This window comes from Phytohalomonas tamaricis (assembly GCF_003012345.1).
GTDB classification, from domain to species: Bacteria; Pseudomonadota; Gammaproteobacteria; order Pseudomonadales; family Halomonadaceae; genus Phytohalomonas; species Phytohalomonas tamaricis.
Map to the genome: position 1 here is coordinate 729,905 of NZ_PVRV01000019.1, position 18,403 is coordinate 748,307.

Genomic DNA, 18,403 nt, shown 5'->3' on the forward strand with positions numbered 1-18,403 from the left:
CAACAGGAACCAGCAGCATGGTCTTATCAGATTCCATATCGCCCCTTGACGCAGGGAATGCCATTTCGCCACAGGGCGATTTACGCGTACGCGAGGCCAGTGACGCCGACATGGCCATGATTCAGGCTATTTATGCCTACCATGTCCTGCACGGTTTGGCCTCATTCGAGGAGGTGCCGCCTGCTCTGGCGGAGATGCAGGCTCGCCGTGCGGCGGTATTGGCCGCCGGATTGCCCTATCTGGTGGCCACGCTGGGCGATCAGGTGGTTGGCTATAGCTACGCGACGTTTTATCGGCCGCGTTCCGCTTATCGCCACACCCTTGAGGATTCGGTCTACGTTGCCCACGGCATGGGCGGTCGCGGCATTGGCAAGGCCTTGCTGGCGGCGCTGATTGGACGTTGTGAGCAGGGACCGTGGCGGCAGATGCTCGCTGTGATTGGCAACAGCGGCAACGCCGGTTCGGTTGCGCTGCACCGCAGCCTCGGCTTCACCCATGTCGGCACGTTTAAATCGGTTGGTTTCAAGTTCGGTGACTGGGTCGATACGGTGTTGATGCAACGCTCACTGGGCGAAGGCGACAGGACACTACCGTCTGAGCGGTAGTGGAGAGTAGATAACCATTAGGAACGGCGCATCAGACTAGATGCGCCGCTTTTATTGCGGGAGGTTTACTCGTCACGGTCAACGGCGAAGGGCGCCCACGCCTGACGCGTCGGCATTACTTCAAGCAGATTGATGTTGATGTGATCGGGTAGCGTGGCGACGTAGTACATCTGCTCGGCAATATCTTCGGCGTTAAGCGGAGTGGTGCCGCGGTAGAGCTTGTCTGATGCGGCCTGATCTCCCTTGGTGCGCACCAGCGTGAATTCGGTCTCGGCCATGCCGGGCGCAATGTCGGTAACACGCACACCGGTGCCGAGCAGGTCGCTGCGCAGATTATAGGTGAATTGCTGAACAAAGGCCTTGGAGGCACCATAGACATGGCCGCCCGGGTAGGGCCACCGACCTGCGGTCGAGCCAATGTTAATGATACTGGCCCCGGCGCCAGTCTCGATCAGCGTCGGCAACAAGGCATGGGTGACGTTGACCAATCCGGTGATGTTGGTATCGATCATGGTATGCAAGTCGTTGAGTTCAACGTTCTGCGTGGGCATCGGGGCCAGGGCGAGGCCGGCATTATTGACCAGACACCTGATTTGGCGAAACTCGGCGGGAAGGTCGGCCACGACCTGCTTGACCGCCTCGGCGTCACGTACGTCGAGGGCGGCGATGTGTACCGGCACCTGACCTTCCAGCTCGCTTTTGATTTCATTCAGGCGTTCCTGACGCCGCCCAGTCAGCACCAGTGACCAGCCGGCCTGGGCGAAGCGCCGTGCGGCGGCACGGCCGAAGCCCGAAGTCGCGCCGGTAATGAAGACCACATTCGTCATTGTAAGCTCCTGTTGTTATGACTGTTGTGACGACACATGCATGAATAACACCTTATCCCATTGCTGCGCTGCTGTCCGTCCATCTGACAACGCGCTTACCGTTGGCATGACGCTACTTTAGGAAAACACCTGTCAGCGGAATAGGGCCAGATGGTGACAACAACCGGGACATCCTATCTGCCTGCGTCTGTCCAATGCGCCGGTTCGTTCTGGCTCTATCCGGCGCCGCTCGGTTTTCTCTAGGCTGATCCCATTCCATCGGCTCCGGCACATGCACTCTCGTGGCGGCGCGGTCTGATAGCCGTGTCGCGGGTTCACTTACCATCATCCTTTCAGGCAGGCACAGCGGACATGCAAAACAAAGAATCGAACGACTACGTCTTCCAGCTCGACCGCGACCATGTCTTCCACTCATGGTCGGCGCAGGGTGGCCTCAGTCCACTGGTGATTGCCGGCGGCGCAGGCTGCAAGCTGTGGGACCACGCAGGCAAGGAGTATCTCGATTTCAGCAGCCAGCTGGTCAATACCAATATTGGTCATCAGCATCCCAAGGTTATCGCTGCGATCAAGGACCAGGCCGATGTGCTGGCCACCATTGCCCCGGCGCACGCCAACCTCGCTCGCGGCGAGGCGGCCAAGCGTATTCTGGCGCGAGCCCCGAGCCACTTTCACAAGGTGTTTTTTACCAATGCCGGTGCCGACGCCAATGAAAACGCGATCCGTATGGCGCGCAGCTTCACCGGCCGTGACAAGATTCTCTCCGCGTATCGCTCCTATCATGGCAATACCGGCGCGGCGATCGCCGCCACCGGTGATTGGCGGCGGGTACCCAATGAATTCGCTCGCGGCCATGCTCATTTCTTCAATCCATTTTTGTACCGCAGCGATTTCTGGGCAGATTCCGAAGCGCAGGAGTGTGAGCGCGCCCTGCAGCATTTAAGGCGTGTGATCGAGTGCGAAGGGCCAAAAGCGATCGCTGCCATCCTGCTCGAAAGCATTCCCGGCACTGCTGGCGTCCTCGTGCCACCCAAGGAGTATCTCAAGGGCGTGCGTGCGTTGGCTGATGAGTTCGGCATCATGCTGATTGTCGATGAGGTCATGACGGGCTTCGGCCGTACCGGACGCTGGTTTGGCTTTAACCATTTCGAGATCGAGCCCGACCTGATCACCTTTGCCAAGGGCGTCAATTCCGGTTACGTGCCGGCCGGCGGGGTGATCATCTCCGAACGCATCAGTCGCCATTTCGATGAGCGTTTCTTTCCCGGTGGGTTGACCTACTCCGGCCATCCGCTGGCGATGGCAGCAATCGTTGCCACCCTCGATACGATGGAAGAGGAAGATATTGTCGATAACGCCGCACGGGTTGGCGACGGCGTGCTCGCCACGGGGCTCAAGGCGCTGAGTGAAAAGCATGCGCTCATCGGTGAGACTCGCGGCCTCGGCGTGTTCCATGCGCTTGAGCTGGTCAGCGACCCCGTGACGCGAGCGCCGCTGGCCGGAGCGGTGATGAACGACATCAAGGCCGCGCTGCTGGCGCGGGGGCTGCTGCCGTTCGTGGTCGAAAACCGCATTCACGTCGTGCCTCCCTGCATCGTCACCGAGCAGGAAATCGCGCAGGGGCTGGCGATTCTCGATGAGGTGCTGGGTGAGTTCACGATCGGCTGATCACATGGCTTGAAAGGCCTGTGCCAGCTGTTTGATGCCGGGCGCGATGCGCTCGGCATCGATAGCACCGAAGCCGAGGCGGAAATAGTGACGTGGTGGGGCGTGATTGAAGAAATGTTGAAAGCCTGGCTCGATCAGTACCCCGGACTGCGACGCCAGCCAGGCAAGGCGCTGCGTGTCGAAGCTAGCAGGCGCTTCAAGCCAGAACGCACTGGCGTATTCATCACTGATGCGTCGACAGTCGGGCAAATCACGTGTCAGGGCGGCATTGAGACAGTCCCAGCGCCGTGTCGATTCCAGGCAATAGTGACGCAGATAGCGGTCGTAATGGCCCTGGGCGAGAAACTGAGCAAGCTGCTGCTGAATGGGTGCGGGCGGATGGCGGTACATCAGCCGGCGCAGGGCGCGTAATTCATCGATCAGCTCGGCATCAGCGACGATGTAACCCACCCGCAAGCCCGGTGACAGCGATTTGGAAAGACTGCTTATATAAATGACACGTTGATGAGGGTCATTCGATTTAAGCGCGGGGTGGGCGAGGCGGTCGAAGTTGATCTCGGCGTCATAGTCGTCCTCGATCAGGATCTGATCGTGGAGGTCTAGCTGGGCCATAAGTGCGCGCCGCCGCGGTGCACTCATGCTGACCCCGGTCGGTACCTGATGGCTGGGGGTGACGTAGAGATAGTCACACTGGCGTGCGCTGTCATCGAGACACATCCCCTCGCTATCGACATCTTGAAGCAAGAGCTGTGCGCCGCGCATTGTCGTTACGCCCATCGCATCGGGATAGCCCGGATTTTCCATCGCCACCTGAGTGCGCTCGTCAAAAAGCAGGTGGGCGACCAGAAACAGGGCATTCTGCGAGCCGAGGGTAATCAGTATTTCATCGCGTTGCGCCGCGATGCCGCGCTTGGGCAGTACGCGGGTGCGTAACTGCTCGATCAGTGCCGGGTCGTCCTGGTCGATGCGATCGCTGATCCAGCAGCGGTCACGTTCAGCGCCGAACATGCGTCGCGCTGTTTCACGCCACTGTTCAAGCGGAAACAGTTGCCTGTCGAGTTGTCCGTAAATGAACGGGTAGGGGTAATCCGCCCAATTGCTGGGTTTCAGCGCGACCTGGCAGGCACTGGGACGGCATCTGAAGCGTTTTTCCCACGCTGGTGCATGGGCGTTTTCCGCGCGCTGTGATGCGGCATCGCCGAACGGACGGTGGGCACGATAATGCGGATGCAGGTAATAACCGCTGCGTGGCCGGCTGATCAAATAGCCGTCGTCGAGCAATCCTTCGTAGACCAGTGCCACGGTATTGCGTGACACGTTGAGCTGACGCGACAGCTTGCGGCACGACGGCAGAGACTCCTCAGCGGGAAACAGCCCCGTCAGAATGGCGTCGATCAGCGTTTCGCGTAACTGTTCCTGAAGTCCTCTTTGCGCGGCAAAGTCGAGCTGAAAGCAGTGATAAGCCATGCGGTATCCTCGAAAACAAGCTGTCTCATCAAGGAATAAGCAATATCTGTGCCTTGTAAGCGGGCTTTGCTTCTGGCCAGCCGAGCGCCGCCAACTGGCTCTATCAAAAAAATGCACTCCCTCTCTAAGGTGTAATCAGCACGCCCAAGGTGCAGGCCACCATCATGTAGACCACAACCACGTGGATGGCGCCGGTGATGGGCAGGCCTTTGGCTTTACGGTAGCCGAGTCCTTGCCATCGGCCGGTTTTAGCACCTTGTCCAAGGCTTGTTTCCAACAACAATGAGGGGCAAGACGATGAATATTTCCTCCCTGCTGTGCGGTAAGCGCAAGGTGTTGACGGCCAAGGCGCTGTTATTGAGCGTGGCCGGTAGTCTGCTCTCCCTGTCCATTGCCACAACAGTTCACGCTGCCGATCTGGCCGAGATCGAAAAGCGTGGCTATCTGAGCGTGGCCACCGAGGATGACTACGCCCCGTTCAATTTCATGAACAACGGCCAGACGGACGGCTTCAACAAGGACATGCTCGACGAAATGAAAAAATACGCCGAGTTCGAGATCCGCCAGGACATCTTGCCGTGGACCGGGCTCCTGGCCTCGGTTGCCAACGGCCAGTACGACGCCGCGCTGACTGGCGCGTCGATCACCGACGACCGCCTGCGGGTATTCAACTACGCCACGCCGATTGCGTCGGCCCAGCACTATTACATCAAGCGCATTGATGACGACAGCATCGAAAGCGTCGCCGACTTGAGCGGCAAGGCCGTCGGCGTGCAGGCCGGTAGCGCAATGCTGGCGCGCCTGCCCGAACTCGAGAAGATGCTGGCCGATCAGGGTGGCAAGCTCGGTAAGGTGGTGCAGTACCAGTCCTATCCCGAGGCCTACGCCGATCTCGCCAATGGCCGGGTTGATTACGTGATCGACTCGATTGTGCCAGTCAATGCGCTGATCAAGTCGCGGCCCAACGTTTTCGCCAAGGGGCAGCCCGTTTCCGGCGGCGGCTTTGTCGGCTGGCCAGTGCCGAAGAAAAATACCGAGCTACTGACCTATTTGTCCGATTTCATCAACCATATGAAGGAGACCGGCCAGCTCGCCGAATTGCAGCAGAAATGGTTCGGTGAGTCGTTCGACGATCTGCCCAGCGAGCCGATCACCAGCGTCGAGCAGTTCCACAAGCTGGCCTCGCTCGAATAAGCCTTGGGCAAATGAAGCGAAGCGGGCATGCCTGCCTGCCCTGGCGGCAGGCATGTAGCGTGGCGATAAACCGCAATCGTCATCAACGGGTTGGCGCTGGAGTCGCACTATGAATGCTCAAACATGGTGGCTGCTGCTCGAAGGTGCCTGGACGACTGCCTGGATATCTGGCGTCGCGATCGCCATCGGTGTGGTGGCCGGGCTTGCGATCGCACTGGTGCGTATGGCGCGCATTCCCGTCATTGACCAGGTGCTAGTCATTTATATCAGCCTGGCGCGGGCAACACCGCTGGTTACGCTGGTGCTGTTCATCTTTCTGGTCGCGCCGACCTTCGGCATCGTCATGAATCGCAACATCGCCGGAATCATGGCGCTGACGCTCAATACCGCGGCCTTCAATGCCGAGATCTGGCGCGCCGCCTTCCTTAGTTTCTCGCGTGAGCAGAAGGAGGCGGCGTTGGCCTGCGGCATGACCAACGGTGTCATTTTCCGCCGCATCATGCTGCCGCAGATGTTCACTACCAGCCTGCCCGGACTGGTTAATGAGATGTCGTTTCTGATCAAGGGCAGCCCGGCGATTGCGGTGATCGGCATCGTCGACCTGACCCGCGTGACCAACCGCATCTCGGCGGTAACCTACGAGCCGCTGCCGCCGATTCTGGCCGCTGCCGCGCTCTACATGATCATCATCAGCATGCTGCTCAAGCTGCAGGACATGGCCGAGAAAAAGGCCAACCGCTTGACGATGTAATCTCACCAGGGCGATCACTATGACGGAATGGGACATCATCTGGGCCGCGCGGGACGATTTTCTGTACGGCTTTGCCAATACGCTCGTGATCTTTGCGCTGTCGGCGCTGCTTGCTTTCGTGCTGGGCTGCGTCATCGTCTACCTGCTCGAAGGGCCGAAAAGCGGGCCGCGTACGCTGCTTCGCTGGCTGATCAATATCATGCGCACGCTGCCGTTTCTGATTCTCGCCTACCTGCTCTACTACGGCCTACCGACCCTCGGTGTCAGGCTCGATGCCTGGACGGCCGGGGTCGGCGCGCTGATCGTCTATCACGGAGCCTACTTTGCTGAACTGCTGCGAGGTGCCCGCGTGGTGCTGCCGGGCGGCACGGTCGAGGCCGCCCGCGCTTATGGCTTCACCACCTTCACCATGTTCATGCGTATCATCCTGCCGCAGCTTCTGATCCGTACCCGGCCGCTAATCGGCAATCAATTGGTGATCTGCCTCAAGGACACCGCCTTTCTAACCATCATCACCGTGCAGGAGCTGACGGCGGCGGCTAACAGCGTGCAATCGACCTACTTCATTCCGCTGGAAGCGTTCGTGGTCGTGATCGCACTTTACTGGCTGATCAGCATCTGTCTGGAAGTCACTATCAAGCAGCTGGGCCGCTTCGGTAAAAAGAGAGGATTCGAACATGCCTGACCTGCCCGCTGTCGCTATCGAGCGGCTGTCGAAGAGTTTCAATGGCATCGAGGTGCTGCGCGACGTCGATCTTACCGTCAACAGAGGCGAGGTGGTCAGCATTCTCGGCTCGTCGGGCTCCGGCAAGTCGACGCTTTTACGCTGCATCAACTGGCTGGAGCAGCCCGACCGCGGCGCCATCCGCATCGGCGGCCAGCGCATCGGCGTTGACGACAATGGGCGGCGCATGCCGGCACGTGAGCTCGCTGCGCTGCGTGCCAAGACGGGCATGGTGTTTCAGAGCTTCAACCTGTGGCCGCATCTGACCGTGCTGCACAACGTTACCGAGGCGCCGATCCACGTCAAGGGCGTGGCCAAAAAGGAGGCAGTGCGCACCGCCCGCGAGCTGCTCGACAAGGTTGGCATGGCGCACAAGATGGAGGCCTACCCTTATACCCTCTCTGGCGGGCAGAAGCAGCGTGTCGCCATCGCCCGAGCGCTGGCGATGAGCCCCGAGGTGATCCTGTTCGACGAACCCACTTCAGCGCTTGACCCTGAACTCGTTGGCGAGGTGCTCGGCGTGATGAAGGATCTCTCCGCCGAGGGTTACACCATGGTAGTCGTCACCCACGAGATGGAATTCGCCCGCGCTGTCTCCGACCAGGTGGTGTTCCTCGATAAGGGCATCATCATCGAGCGCGCCGCACCGGAGCAGTTCTTTACCGCACCCGAGACTGAGCGGGTCAGGAAATTCCTTGAGCTCAAGCAGTGAAACCGTGCCGCCTCTTCCTACACTTGAGTCTTATCTTTCAGCAACAGCCAGCAACAGGAGAAAGGACGGCATGGACAAGCTAGGCATCTGTACTTGGACGCTCGGCATCGACGATCTTCACGCGCTGATGTCCAAGATCAAGACGCTGGGTCTGGACGGCGTACAGTTCTGCGCCGATGGTCGCCAGTATCAGGCGGAGGAGCTGCGTGCCTGTGTCGATGAGCAGGGGCTCGAACTGTTCGCGATAGACCCGTTTGATTGCGCCCCCGACGATCCTGAAAAGGCCAGCGCCGAGGGGGCGATCGCTTATTACCGTGAGGTGATCGATTTCGCGGCGGCGTCCGGCGCGCCGGCGGTTACGCTGCAGGGGCTGGGGCAGTGGACAACCAACTGTGACAGTGACGATGAGGCTTGGCAGCGGCTGGTGGAATGCTGCAAGGCGTTGGTGCCGTATGCACAAAAACATGGCATCACGCCGATGTATGAAGTGGTCAATCGCTACGAGATGCCGCTGATTCGTACCGCTGCCGAGGGGCGTCGGCTGGTAGCCGAGGTTGGTGACGAGCTCGGCCTGATTCCCGACAGCTTCCACATGAACATCGATGAGGCCGACCCGTGCCAGGCGCTGCGTGACAGCGCCGAGTGGCTGGTCAGCTACCATATCTCCGACTCCAACCGCGCCGGTATCGGCAGCGGTCATATCAATTTCCCCGCCCAGCACCGCGTACTGCGCCAGATCGGCTTCAGCGGCCCGGTCATGATAGAGCCTGTGTTGCCACCGCTGACGCCGACCACCACGCCGCGCAGCGCCGCTGAGCGCGACGCGCTTGATGACGAGATCCACCGCAGCGTTGCGACCTGGCGCGCACTGGGCTGAGCATCACTACTGCGTGTCGCCGCCGTTGGAGATTGATGCCGAGCCAGCTATGAAGCGCTCCACGCGATTTAAATGCAGCCCAAACGCAAGAACCCCGCCATTGCTGGCGGGGTTCTTTCTTTCACCGCTGGGCCGATGGCCCGGCAACGTTATCCTAACGACTAACGCTTAGACCGTAGCTTCAGCGTTGACAGATTGCTCGATGTTGCTGGCAGTCTGATTGCTGAGGCGCGGTTGGGCGCTCTGACCGTTGATCTGGATCTGGCGCGGCCGTTGCGCTTCCGGTACGACGCGCAGTAGATCGATGCTCAGCAGGCCGTTTTCAAGCCGTGCGCCCTTCACTTCGATGTTCTCATCCAGACGGAACGAGAGCTTGAAAGTACGCTGGGCAATACCGCGATGCAGATAGGTAACACTGTCATCGTCGGCCTTGTCCGCCTTGGCGCTGCTGATGGTCAGGACGCGGTTTTCGACATTGACGTTGAGTTCGTCTTCAGCGAACCCCGCCGCGGCCACCACGATGTGGTAGTCGTTTTCGCCCCGCTTCTCGACGTTGTACGGAGGATAACTGGGCGTATCGCTTTGCATCGCATATTCGAACAGGTCATTGAGACGATCGAAGCCGATGCTGCGACGGAAAAGCGGTGAGAGTGACATAGTATTCATAATCATATCCTTCCTGATAATCAGCGAAGTTTAACGGTTGGCAAACCCACATCGAGTGGCGTTTGCATCGATCACAACCCTGTCTGTGACACGGGCAGCTTCGATATTATGTTAAATAGGATCGACGCTAAAAAAATTCAAGGGCAGCGCTGAAAAAATTTTCTGACTAATTTCAGCGCCCCTATCTTCACGGCGACAACGGCTAAATGGGGATGGCGGTAGGCTTTTCAAGCGGCTTGGTTAAACGCTTTTTTTAAAGCGGCCCGGCCTGTTTTCGACAGCTAGTGATGGCTATGGGAAATGCGCATAGGGTATTGATTTTACTTGAACTTAAGCGCCTGGAGATGGTGCTCAAGAGCAAATACATGTTCATCGTCATGGCCGAGTTCCCTCAGGGCGTCAGCAAGATGAAGCAGGTAGTCCCGGTTAGGGCCGCTGGGCCCATGCGAATGGGCAATCTGGCGGGCAATGTCACGCTCCGGCGCCGGCCCTAGCCACGCCTCGTTGTCCTCGCTGGCGATGTATACCACCCCCTCCGCTTCACCACCCCCATCAAAGTGCATGGTCGTGACCACGCGCAGGTAGCCGTTCTTTTCACGGATATCGAGCTGCTCGAAGGTTAATGGCGTAATGAGATAGGCCATGCCGGTGCATATGCTGTCGTGCTGCGCGACCAGGGTGGCGACACGGCCTGGAGCTTCAGGCGTGCCCCTGTGATCGTGGGAGCCTTGCCAGAAACGCCGTGTCCAGCCGGTGATGCTGGCCGGGCGTCGTTCAAGGTAAGGAAAATCAGCTTTATAAATCAGTGAACCGTATCCGAACAGCCAGACCTGATCGTGGCTGTCGAAATGATTCATCAGTTTGTTGATATCGATAGTGTTGACGGACATGCAAAGACTCACATCTGACATGATTTAAGGCATTTTAGGGCGTGAAATGCGACTCGCCGCTTGGACCGACGCGTATAAAAACACAACCGACGTTAACCTGTAAGTTAATGTCCTACAGTACTAACAGGTAACGTTATCGAAGGACTCCTTCTCCTCCAGAGAGAGGGGCAAACGTAATCAAGGATGATTTGCCATGACACAGAGGGTGACAAACCCCGTCCGGGAAGAGGGCTATGCAGACCTGGAAAGCTATGCGGCGCTGGGTAACGGGCGCTCCGTAGCCCTGGTCGCCGCCGATGGGTCGATTGACTGGTGGTGCGTGCCGGACATGGATTCACCGCCCTTATTCGACCGTATCCTTGAGGCCGAACGAGGCGGCTTCTTTTGCCTCCAACCGGTGGAAGAATACCGCATTGAGCGTTGCTATCGTGACAACAGCAACGTGCTGGAAACTATGTATATCACGGCATCAGGCAGCGCCAGGGTTACCGAATCGATCAATAGCAACACGGCGGGTCGCCTGCCTTGGGAGGAGCTTGCCCGTCGGATCGAGGGCATCGAAGGCAGCGTCGAGTTTACGGTCTGTTTCCGTGCCAGCACGCGTGACGATGCCGTGAGTCCGTGGATACAAGAAACCCCGATGGGTAACGTCATCGTTGTGGGTGACCTGATGACCATGTTTCGTCACTCCGATGACCTGCTTGATGTGCAGTGCACTGACCGGAAGGTGACGGCGCGTCTTGAGACCTCGAAGGGGTCACGTTCGTTGGTGGCGATCCTTGCGACTCAGGGTGAACCGCTGGCAGTGCCGCCGATCGAGGCGATCGATGAACGCATTGAGGTCAGCCATACGGCGTGGCGCAACTGGGCCGAAAAATTGGACTATGACGGCCATTATCGGCCTTGGGTTATCCGTTCAGCGCTGGCGCTAAAGTTTCTGATCTATTCCCCCAGCGGGGCGATCGTTGCGGCGCCCACTACGTCGCTTCCCGAACGGATCGGCGGCGACAAGAATTATGATTATCGCTATGCCTGGATAAGAGATGCCTGTCTGACCATCAAAGGGCTATTGCATGCCGGCGCACTGGAGGAGTGTCAGGCGTCATTTTCGTGGCTGACGCAGACCATCCTCAAACATAAATCGAAGTTGCACGTCTGCTATACGCTGCGAGGCGATCGGGTGCCGGAAGAAGGTTATCCCCACCTTGAAGGATACAAGGGATCAAAGCCTGTCCGTGTTGGCAACCGTGCCACCGGGCAATTTCAACTCAGCCTGTACGGTGATGTGCTGGCAACGGCTTCGCTATTTGCCGATGCCGGGCATGTTATCGATATCAGAACGGGCCGGCTTCTGGGCGATCTGGCTAACCAGTGCGCCGACCGCTGGCGCCAAAAGGATGCCGGTATCTGGGAGTTGCCCGAAGAACAGCACTATACCCATTCAAAAATGGGCTGCTGGTTGGCTCTGGCCCATGCGGTCAAGCTGGCCGAGGCGGGGCATATCGAACCGACCTGGGCGGCGCGCTGGCGCCGTGAGTGCGAGCGTATTCGCAGCTGGATAGATACGCATTGCTGGTCAGAGGCCCGGCAGGCCTACACCTTCTATGCCGGGACGGAACGGCTGGATGCCGCTCAGTTATTGACCCATCGCTTTGGCTATGACGGCAACCGTGAACGCATGCTATCGACTTATCGCGCGATTCGTGAGGAGCTGGGGCGTGGGCCGTTGCTCTATCGCTACTCAGGCGTGGACAGTGAAGAAGGCGCTTTCATCGCCTGCTCATTTTGGATGGTGGAGGCGCTGACGGCGTTGGAGTGCAAGGAGGACGCCGAAGCCGTGATGGATGCGCTGATCGGTAAGCTTGATGGCAATCTGGGTTTGCTGAGCGAAATGGTCGACCCGGCCTCGCATAAGGGGCTGGGGAACTTTCCTCAGGGCCTCAGTCATCTTGCGCTGATCTGCGGCGCAAATGCGCTGTCCGGGGGTGGGATCGAGGAATATCACCGCTGATATCGGCATAAACTCAAGGAAAACGCCGCATCTCGGGATGCGGCATTTGTGTTCAGGCCGTTTTTACGAATACCGTCACAACGGTATTAAAGACCGCTCGCCAGCCCCTGCGCCTCATCGCCACCCAAATGAATGTTCATGCACTGCACCGCTGCACCGGCAGCGCCCTTGCCAAGATTATCGAGTCGCGCCGATAGCACCACGCGCCCTTCGCCAGCAAACACGAACAGGTCGACACGGTTGGTGTCGTTGCATCCTTGAACGTCGAAGAAGCCACCGTCGAGGTTGGTATCGTCACTTAACGGCATGACGCGGACAAAACGCTCGTCGGCGTAATGGTCACGATAGGCGGCGTGAATGGCTTCGGCACTGGCATCCGAGGCGAGATGCGACAGGTGCAGCGGTACGGTAACGCTCAGCCCCTTGAGAAAGTTGCCCACTACCGGCGTGAATACCGGTGCGTCGGCCAGTCCGCCGTGGGCACGCATTTCCGGCAAGTGCTTGTGATTGAGGCTCAGCGCGTAGGCGCGCGGGCTGGTGAGACGGTCGTTACCGCCAGCCTCGTATTCGGCGATCATCTTCTTGCCGCCGCCGCTGTAACCGGTCAGTGAGAAGGCCGAGAGAGGGTAGTCGGGCGGCAATAAACCGGCATCAATCAAGGGGCGTACCAGCAGCACGAAGGCGCTGGCATGGCAGCCGGGCACTGCGATGCGCTTGCTGGCGCGCAGCCGCTCGCGCTGACCTTTGATTAGCTCGGGCAGGCCGTAGACCCAGTCGTCACTGGTACGAAACGCCGTGCTGGCATCAATGATGCACGTGTCCGGATTGTCGACCAGCGCCACCGCTTCGCGTGAGGCGACGTCGGGCAGGCACAGAAAGGCGACATCGGCGGCATTCAAAAAGCGTGCACGTTCGGCGGGGTCCTTGCGCTTGTCCTCGGCAATGCGCAAAAGCTCGATATCGGTGCGGTCAGCCAGATAGTCGAGCAACCTGAGCCCGGTCGTGCCTTCCTGCCCATCGACGAATACCTTGAATGTCATGACGCCTCTCCTGAAGTCTGATGCCTGTCATTGTGCTATCGGTACGGCGGTGGCGCAAAAAAATAAGCATATGAGGCGAGTGTCAATGGGTACGCTCTGTCATCAAGCTTAAGATCACATGCGCCATGACGGTGATGACTGGCCGAGCGCAGTAGCTTTTCTATGCTGAACGGTATGTTTTGCCGGGCATCGATTGCCGGGCATCGATTTGCCGAGTATCGAGACGCCTGCCGTTTCCTCTCATCAAGGAGTGCTCGCATGCGCACCGCTCTGACTTACGCCACGCTCTCTGCCTTTCTCCTCTGCAGCGAGGCCGCTTTTTCCCAGTCGCAGGATAAAGCGCCTGTACCCACGCCGCTGCCCAACGTGCCCAGCCAGGAACCGGCCTTCGAAGGCCAGACCCGCGCGCCGCAGATCGATTCGAACGTCACGCTCGATCATATGGTTGTCGCCGATGGGTTCGAGCACCCGTGGGCGATCGAGTTCATGCCCGATGGACGCATGCTGGTAACCGAACGGGCCGGGCGGTTGCGAATCGTTTCGCCCTCCGGTGAAGTTTCCGATCCGGTTAAAGGACTGCCCCGATTCGATACGCGCGGTCAGGGCGGGCTGCTTGATGTCGTGCTGGGGCGCGATTTTGCCAACGATCGGAAGATCTATTTCAGCTACGCCGAACCCCACGAGAATGGCAAGACGAATACCGCAGTGGCGCGCGCGACCTTGGCTAAGGACGGCAGTACGCTGAACGATGTCGAGGTGATCTTTCAACAGCAACCGTCATGGGATTCGACCAAGCACTACGGCTCGCGGCTGGTATGGGACAACAATGGACATCTCTATGTGACGCTGGGTGAGCGTGCGCTGCCCGAGTCGCGCCAATTGGCGCAACAGCTTGATAATCATCTCGGCAAGGTGATGCGTATCAACCCCGACGGCTCGGCGCCGGAGAATAATCCCTTCGTTGATAAGAACAATGCCAAACCGGAGATATGGTCGTATGGCCATCGCAACATTCAAGGTGCGGCACTCAACCCAGGCAGCGGCGCGCTTTGGACGATCGAACACGGCCCTCAGGGGGGGGATGAGATCAATATTCCCGAGGCGGGCAAGAACTACGGTTGGCCGGTAATCACGTATGGTGAAGATTATTCAGGTGAGCCGATCGGGGAAGGCATCACTGCCAAGCAGGGGATGGAGCAGCCCATCTACTACTGGGATCCGGTGATTTCGCCCAGCGGCGTCGCGTTCTATCAGGGCAACATGTTCCCGAATTGGCAGGGCAATCTGTTGATTTCCGCACTCCATCCTAGCGCGCTGGTGCGTCTTGAACTCGACGGCAATCGGGTGAAAGGCGAGGAACGTCTGTTGACTGATGTCGGTCGTATTCGCGATGTCGCCGAAGGCCCGGATGGCGCGGTGTGGGTCATCACTGACAAGGACAATGGCGAGCTGATCCACGTGACACGCGGCGATTAACTGTCTCTTCCTTCTGGTCGTTCTTCTGGGAAGTCGCTCTTCTGGAAAAAAGGCGGCGCGGCCTTTCAGACCGCGCCGCCTTGCGTTGCGAGCGTATGAAAGCGCTTATTCGTCGATCCAAAGATCCGTTACCGCACCTTGCGACGCCGAACTGACCGTGCGCGCATACTTGGCCAGCACTCCGCGCTTATAGCGTGGGGCAGGCTGCTGCCAGGCGGTGCGGCGTCTGGCGAGCTCGTCATCGCTGATATTGACCGTAATGGAGTCGGCTTCGGCGTCGATGGTGATCTCATCGCCATCCTCGACCAGCGCAATCGGTCCGCCATTGAACGCTTCGGGGGTGATGTGGCCGACCACAAAGCCGTGGCTGCCGCCGGAGAAACGTCCGTCGGTGATCAACGCGACGTCGTTGCCCAGCCCACGACCCATGATCGCCGAGGTCGGGGTGAGCATCTCGCGCATGCCGGGGCCGCCTCTCGGGCCTTCGTAGCGGATGACCAGCACGTCGCCGGCGACCACCGTGCCGTCATTGATACGTGCCTGAGCCTCCTCCTCTGAGCCGAACACCCGCGCCCGCCCGGTGAAGCGTACGCCTTCCTTGCCGGTGATCTTGGCCACCGCGCCCTCGGGCGCAAGATTACCGTAGAGGATGCGCAGGTGGCTTTGTGCCTTGATCGGCTTGTCGAGCGGCGCGATGATCTGCTGATCATCGGGGTACGGTTGTACCTCGGCGAGGTTTTCAGCCAGCGTCTGGCCGGTGACGGTCAGGCAATCGCCGTGCAGGAGCCCGGCATTGAGCAGATTTTTCATCAAGGGCTGAATGCCACCGATGGCGACCAGTTCGCTCATCATGTAGTGACCGCTAGGGCGCAGGTCAGCGACCACCGGCACGCGCTTGCCGATCTCGGTAAAGTCATCCAGAGACAGCTCGACGCCAACGGTATTGGCCATTGCAATCAGGTGCAGCACAGCGTTGGTCGAGCCGCCAAGGGCGATGACCATGGTGATCGCATTCTCAAACGCCTTCCTCGTCATGATGTCAGACGGTTTGATATCGAGTTCGAGCAGTTTGAGCACCGCCGCGCCGGCGGCTCGGCTGTCGGCGCGCTTGTTGTCAGAAACCGCATTTTGCGCCGAAGAGTTGGGCAGGCTCATGCCTAGCGCCTCGATTGCCGAGGCCATGGTGTTGGCGGTGTACATACCGCCGCATGAGCCGGGGCCGGGAATGGCCGTTTCTTCGATCTGCTTGACGTCAATCAATGATAGATCGCCACGCGAGTGGGCGCCCATCGCTTCGAACACCGAGACGATGTCGGTATGCCCGGCGCCGGGCAGGATGGTTCCGCCATAGACGAATACGCTGGGGCGGTTGAGCCGCGCCAGACCCATCACGCAGCCGGGCATGTTCTTATCGCAGCCGCCCACTGCCACCAGACCATCGAACCCCTCGCAGCCGGCGACCGTCTCGATAGAGTCAGCGATCACTTCGCGCGACACCATCGAATACTTCATGCCCTCGGTGCCGTTGGCGATACCATCGCTGATGGTAATAGTGTTGAACACCACGCCTTTTCCTCCGGCGTCATCAGCGCCGCCGCTGGCTTCGTCGGCGAGGATATTGATGTGGCTGTTGCAGGGGGTGACGCGACTCCAGGTCGAGGCGATACCGATCTGCGGCTTGTGGAAATCATCATCATTGAAGCCTACGGCGCGCAGCATGGCACGGCTGGCGGCCTTGCCCGGGCCATCGACTACTTGGCTGGAATAGCGGCGGCGCTTGTCCTGTTGCGGATACTCATCACTCATGGCATCGGTCTCGTGCGTTATATTGGTTAAATCGTCCAGTGATTCATTTTTCAGGGAAAGGTGGTGACCTGAAAAGAGAAAAAGTCACTACGATAGTGGTCGGCAGAGGCTGACGATGCAACTTCCTGAGTCTGCTTAGGGTTTATTTATAACCGCTGGCACTGATCTTCAGGAGGGCGTATCAACGTGGCTACTACGAATGAGCGCAAAAAAGGCGTATAGTGGTGCGCACTAGGCATGCCCCTTCTCATGATTTCCCGGATTGTTCGGTGAGATTGGCGGGATGCCAGTCATCCCAAGCCATTCTTTCGCCCGAAACCAGCGTGCTGGTGGGGCGCCGTGAGACAAAATATAGATGTCATTTTCTTCCCTCGGGCTCAATGCTGAGCTGCTCCGAGCCGTAGCCGATGCCGGTTACAGTGAACCTTCACCGATTCAGGCCAAGGCGATTCCCGCTTGCCTGGAAGGCCGCGACGTGCTCGCCGCTGCCCAGACCGGGACCGGCAAGACCGCCGGCTTTACGCTACCGATTCTGCAGCGCCTGTCGGCCAATCACTACGATCGCAACCGCCCGGTGCGCGCCTTGATTCTCACTCCGACCCGCGAGCTGGCAGCGCAGATCGGTGAGTCGGTCGACAAGTACGGCAAGTACCTCAACCCGCGTTTGAAGAGTGACGTGGTCTACGGCGGGGTCAAGATCAACCCGCAGATGATGCGTCTGCGCGGCGGCGTCGATATTCTCGTCGCCTGCCCGGGTCGTCTGCTCGATCTGGTTGGCCAGAATGCCGTCAAGCTCGACCGTGTCGAGACGCTGGTGCTCGATGAAGCCGATCGCATGCTCGACATGGGCTTCATGCGCGACGTGCGCAAGATTCTCAATCTGCTGCCGAAAAAGCGTCAGAACCTGCTGTTCTCGGCGACCTTCTCCAAGGAGATCCGCGAGCTGACCTCGACGCTGCTGTCCGATCCGGTCAGTATCGATGTTGCACCGCGTAACACCGCCGCCGAGACGGTCTCCCAGTCGGTCTACAAGGCTGACAAGAAGGTCAAGCCGGCACTACTGATTCATTTGATCAAGCAGCACAACTGGCGTCAGGTGCTGGTCTTCACGGCGACCAAGCACATGGCCAACCGCGTTACCCAGCATCTGCAGAAGGCTGATATTACCGCTGCAGCGATTCATGGCAACAAGAGCCAGGGGGCGCGTACCTCGGCGCTGGCCGGCTTCAAGTCAGGGGAGATCGAGGTATTGGTCGCGACCGACGTTGCCGCACGCGGCATTGATATCGCGCATTTGCCCAACGTGATCAACTTTGAATTGCCCAACACGCCGGCTGATTATGTTCACCGTATCGGTCGTACTGGCCGCGCGGGTGCGTCAGGGCAGGCGGTATCGCTGGTTGCTCCTGATGAGCGTGATCAGCTGCGTCAGATCGAACGGCTGATCTCCAAGTCAATCAAGGTCGCCGAGGCCGAAGGTTTCGACCCCAATGCCGGTCACGCCGAGATGGCCGATTCCCGCGCTGGCACACCGCCGCCGCGGGGCAACCGCAACGGTGGGCCGCGTCGTGATAGCAGAAGCGCGGATGCCGGTGACAAGCCAGCGCGTCGTCGTCGCCCACGCAGCCGCAGTGCTGGCAGGTCTGAGTAACACAGCGCTTTTAAGCGTTAAGAAGTAGTCGGGAAACGCGG

Annotated in this window: 16 protein-coding genes; 10 read left to right on the forward strand and 6 right to left on the reverse strand. The window is 59.2% G+C overall.

The genetic code is table 11. The features are described from left to right. Positions 1-17: 17 nt before the first annotated feature. Positions 18-605, forward strand: a complete 588-nt coding sequence (locus C3Z11_RS05330; protein ID WP_106476873.1) for a GNAT family N-acetyltransferase — start codon at positions 18-20, stop codon at positions 603-605. A gap of 65 nt (positions 606-670) precedes the next feature. Here C3Z11_RS05330 and C3Z11_RS05335 read toward each other — a convergent pair whose 3' ends face one another. After that, positions 671-1,432, reverse strand: a complete 762-nt coding sequence (locus C3Z11_RS05335) for an SDR family NAD(P)-dependent oxidoreductase (RefSeq protein WP_106476874.1) — start codon at positions 1,430-1,432, stop codon at positions 671-673. Positions 1,433-1,783: 351 nt separating this feature from the next. Here C3Z11_RS05335 and C3Z11_RS05340 point away from each other — a divergent pair, with 351 nt between their 5' ends. Continuing rightward, complete coding sequence (locus tag C3Z11_RS05340; protein ID WP_106476875.1) at positions 1,784-3,097, forward strand: aspartate aminotransferase family protein; 1,314 nt, start codon at positions 1,784-1,786, stop codon at positions 3,095-3,097. Here the strand turns inward: C3Z11_RS05340 and pdxR are convergent, their stop codons facing one another. Then, on the reverse strand, positions 3,098-4,564 hold the full coding sequence (pdxR, locus tag C3Z11_RS05345; protein WP_106476876.1) for a MocR-like pyridoxine biosynthesis transcription factor PdxR: 1,467 nt from the start codon (positions 4,562-4,564) through the stop codon (positions 3,098-3,100). Between the two features lie 297 nt (positions 4,565-4,861). On the opposite strand from pdxR, the gene C3Z11_RS05350 reads away from it, so the two are divergent. From C3Z11_RS05350 to C3Z11_RS05370, 5 genes are all read left to right on the forward strand, one after another. Next, a complete protein-coding gene (locus C3Z11_RS05350) occupies positions 4,862-5,758 on the forward strand; it encodes a transporter substrate-binding domain-containing protein (protein ID WP_106476877.1) in 897 nt (298 codons plus the stop codon). A gap of 109 nt (positions 5,759-5,867) precedes the next feature. After that, positions 5,868-6,509, forward strand: a complete 642-nt coding sequence (locus C3Z11_RS05355; RefSeq protein WP_106476878.1) for an amino acid ABC transporter permease — start codon at positions 5,868-5,870, stop codon at positions 6,507-6,509. Positions 6,510-6,528: 19 nt separating this feature from the next. Beyond that, positions 6,529-7,194, forward strand: coding sequence for an amino acid ABC transporter permease (locus tag C3Z11_RS05360; RefSeq protein ID WP_106476879.1), 666 nt, complete (start codon positions 6,529-6,531; stop codon positions 7,192-7,194). Next, positions 7,187-7,945: an amino acid ABC transporter ATP-binding protein gene (locus tag C3Z11_RS05365; protein ID WP_106476880.1), complete on the forward strand. Its 759-nt coding sequence runs from the start codon at positions 7,187-7,189 to the stop codon at positions 7,943-7,945. Before C3Z11_RS05360 ends, C3Z11_RS05365 begins: the two co-directional genes overlap by 8 nt. A 70-nt stretch (positions 7,946-8,015) precedes the next feature. Then, on the forward strand, positions 8,016-8,822 hold the full coding sequence (locus C3Z11_RS05370) for a sugar phosphate isomerase/epimerase family protein (protein WP_106476881.1): 807 nt from the start codon (positions 8,016-8,018) through the stop codon (positions 8,820-8,822). 168 nt (positions 8,823-8,990) lie between these two features. Here C3Z11_RS05370 and C3Z11_RS05375 read toward each other — a convergent pair whose 3' ends face one another. Continuing rightward, positions 8,991-9,488, reverse strand: a complete 498-nt coding sequence (locus tag C3Z11_RS05375) for an Hsp20 family protein (RefSeq protein WP_106476882.1) — start codon at positions 9,486-9,488, stop codon at positions 8,991-8,993. Between the two features lie 320 nt (positions 9,489-9,808). Further along, positions 9,809-10,378, reverse strand: a complete 570-nt coding sequence (locus tag C3Z11_RS05380) for a gamma-glutamylcyclotransferase (RefSeq protein ID WP_106476883.1) — start codon at positions 10,376-10,378, stop codon at positions 9,809-9,811. Positions 10,379-10,571: 193 nt separating this feature from the next. Here C3Z11_RS05380 and C3Z11_RS05385 point away from each other — a divergent pair, with 193 nt between their 5' ends. Further along, a complete protein-coding gene (locus C3Z11_RS05385) occupies positions 10,572-12,389 on the forward strand; it encodes a glycoside hydrolase family 15 protein (protein WP_106476884.1) in 1,818 nt (605 codons plus the stop codon). 86 nt (positions 12,390-12,475) lie between these two features. Here C3Z11_RS05385 and argC read toward each other — a convergent pair whose 3' ends face one another. Further along, complete coding sequence (gene argC, locus C3Z11_RS05390; protein WP_106476885.1) at positions 12,476-13,429, reverse strand: N-acetyl-gamma-glutamyl-phosphate reductase; 954 nt, start codon at positions 13,427-13,429, stop codon at positions 12,476-12,478. 258 nt (positions 13,430-13,687) lie between these two features. On the opposite strand from argC, the gene C3Z11_RS05395 reads away from it, so the two are divergent. Next, on the forward strand, positions 13,688-14,905 hold the full coding sequence (locus C3Z11_RS05395; RefSeq protein WP_106476886.1) for a PQQ-dependent sugar dehydrogenase: 1,218 nt from the start codon (positions 13,688-13,690) through the stop codon (positions 14,903-14,905). 105 nt (positions 14,906-15,010) lie between these two features. On the opposite strand, the gene ilvD is transcribed toward C3Z11_RS05395, so the two are convergent. Further along, positions 15,011-16,711, reverse strand: a complete 1,701-nt coding sequence (gene ilvD, locus C3Z11_RS05400) for a dihydroxy-acid dehydratase (RefSeq protein WP_106476887.1) — start codon at positions 16,709-16,711, stop codon at positions 15,011-15,013. A gap of 355 nt (positions 16,712-17,066) precedes the next feature. Between ilvD and C3Z11_RS05405 the strand changes: the two genes are divergently transcribed. Continuing rightward, positions 17,067-18,362 carry a DEAD/DEAH box helicase gene (locus C3Z11_RS05405; protein WP_106476888.1) on the forward strand — a complete coding sequence of 432 codons (1,296 nt, stop codon included), beginning with the start codon at positions 17,067-17,069 and terminating at the stop codon, positions 18,360-18,362. Positions 18,363-18,403 lie beyond the last annotated feature (41 nt).

Bases quoted from the DNA above. Each gene is read 5' to 3' on its own strand.
- C3Z11_RS05330 (WP_106476873.1), top strand. From the start codon at position 18: ATGGTCTTATCAGATTCCATATCGCCCCTTGACGCAGGGAATGCCATT.
- C3Z11_RS05335 (WP_106476874.1), bottom strand. From the start codon at position 1,432: ATGACGAATGTGGTCTTCATTACCGGCGCGACTTCGGGCTTCGGCCGT.
- C3Z11_RS05340 (WP_106476875.1), top strand. From the start codon at position 1,784: ATGCAAAACAAAGAATCGAACGACTACGTCTTCCAGCTCGACCGCGAC.
- pdxR (WP_106476876.1), bottom strand. From the start codon at position 4,564: ATGGCTTATCACTGCTTTCAGCTCGACTTTGCCGCGCAAAGAGGACTT.
- C3Z11_RS05350 (WP_106476877.1), top strand. From the start codon at position 4,862: ATGAATATTTCCTCCCTGCTGTGCGGTAAGCGCAAGGTGTTGACGGCC.
- C3Z11_RS05355 (WP_106476878.1), top strand. From the start codon at position 5,868: ATGAATGCTCAAACATGGTGGCTGCTGCTCGAAGGTGCCTGGACGACT.
- C3Z11_RS05360 (WP_106476879.1), top strand. From the start codon at position 6,529: ATGACGGAATGGGACATCATCTGGGCCGCGCGGGACGATTTTCTGTAC.
- C3Z11_RS05365 (WP_106476880.1), top strand. From the start codon at position 7,187: ATGCCTGACCTGCCCGCTGTCGCTATCGAGCGGCTGTCGAAGAGTTTC.
- C3Z11_RS05370 (WP_106476881.1), top strand. From the start codon at position 8,016: ATGGACAAGCTAGGCATCTGTACTTGGACGCTCGGCATCGACGATCTT.
- C3Z11_RS05375 (WP_106476882.1), bottom strand. From the start codon at position 9,488: ATGAATACTATGTCACTCTCACCGCTTTTCCGTCGCAGCATCGGCTTC.
- C3Z11_RS05380 (WP_106476883.1), bottom strand. From the start codon at position 10,378: ATGTCCGTCAACACTATCGATATCAACAAACTGATGAATCATTTCGAC.
- C3Z11_RS05385 (WP_106476884.1), top strand. From the start codon at position 10,572: ATGACACAGAGGGTGACAAACCCCGTCCGGGAAGAGGGCTATGCAGAC.
- argC (WP_106476885.1), bottom strand. From the start codon at position 13,429: ATGACATTCAAGGTATTCGTCGATGGGCAGGAAGGCACGACCGGGCTC.
- C3Z11_RS05395 (WP_106476886.1), top strand. From the start codon at position 13,688: ATGCGCACCGCTCTGACTTACGCCACGCTCTCTGCCTTTCTCCTCTGC.
- ilvD (WP_106476887.1), bottom strand. From the start codon at position 16,711: ATGAGTGATGAGTATCCGCAACAGGACAAGCGCCGCCGCTATTCCAGC.
- C3Z11_RS05405 (WP_106476888.1), top strand. From the start codon at position 17,067: ATGTCATTTTCTTCCCTCGGGCTCAATGCTGAGCTGCTCCGAGCCGTA.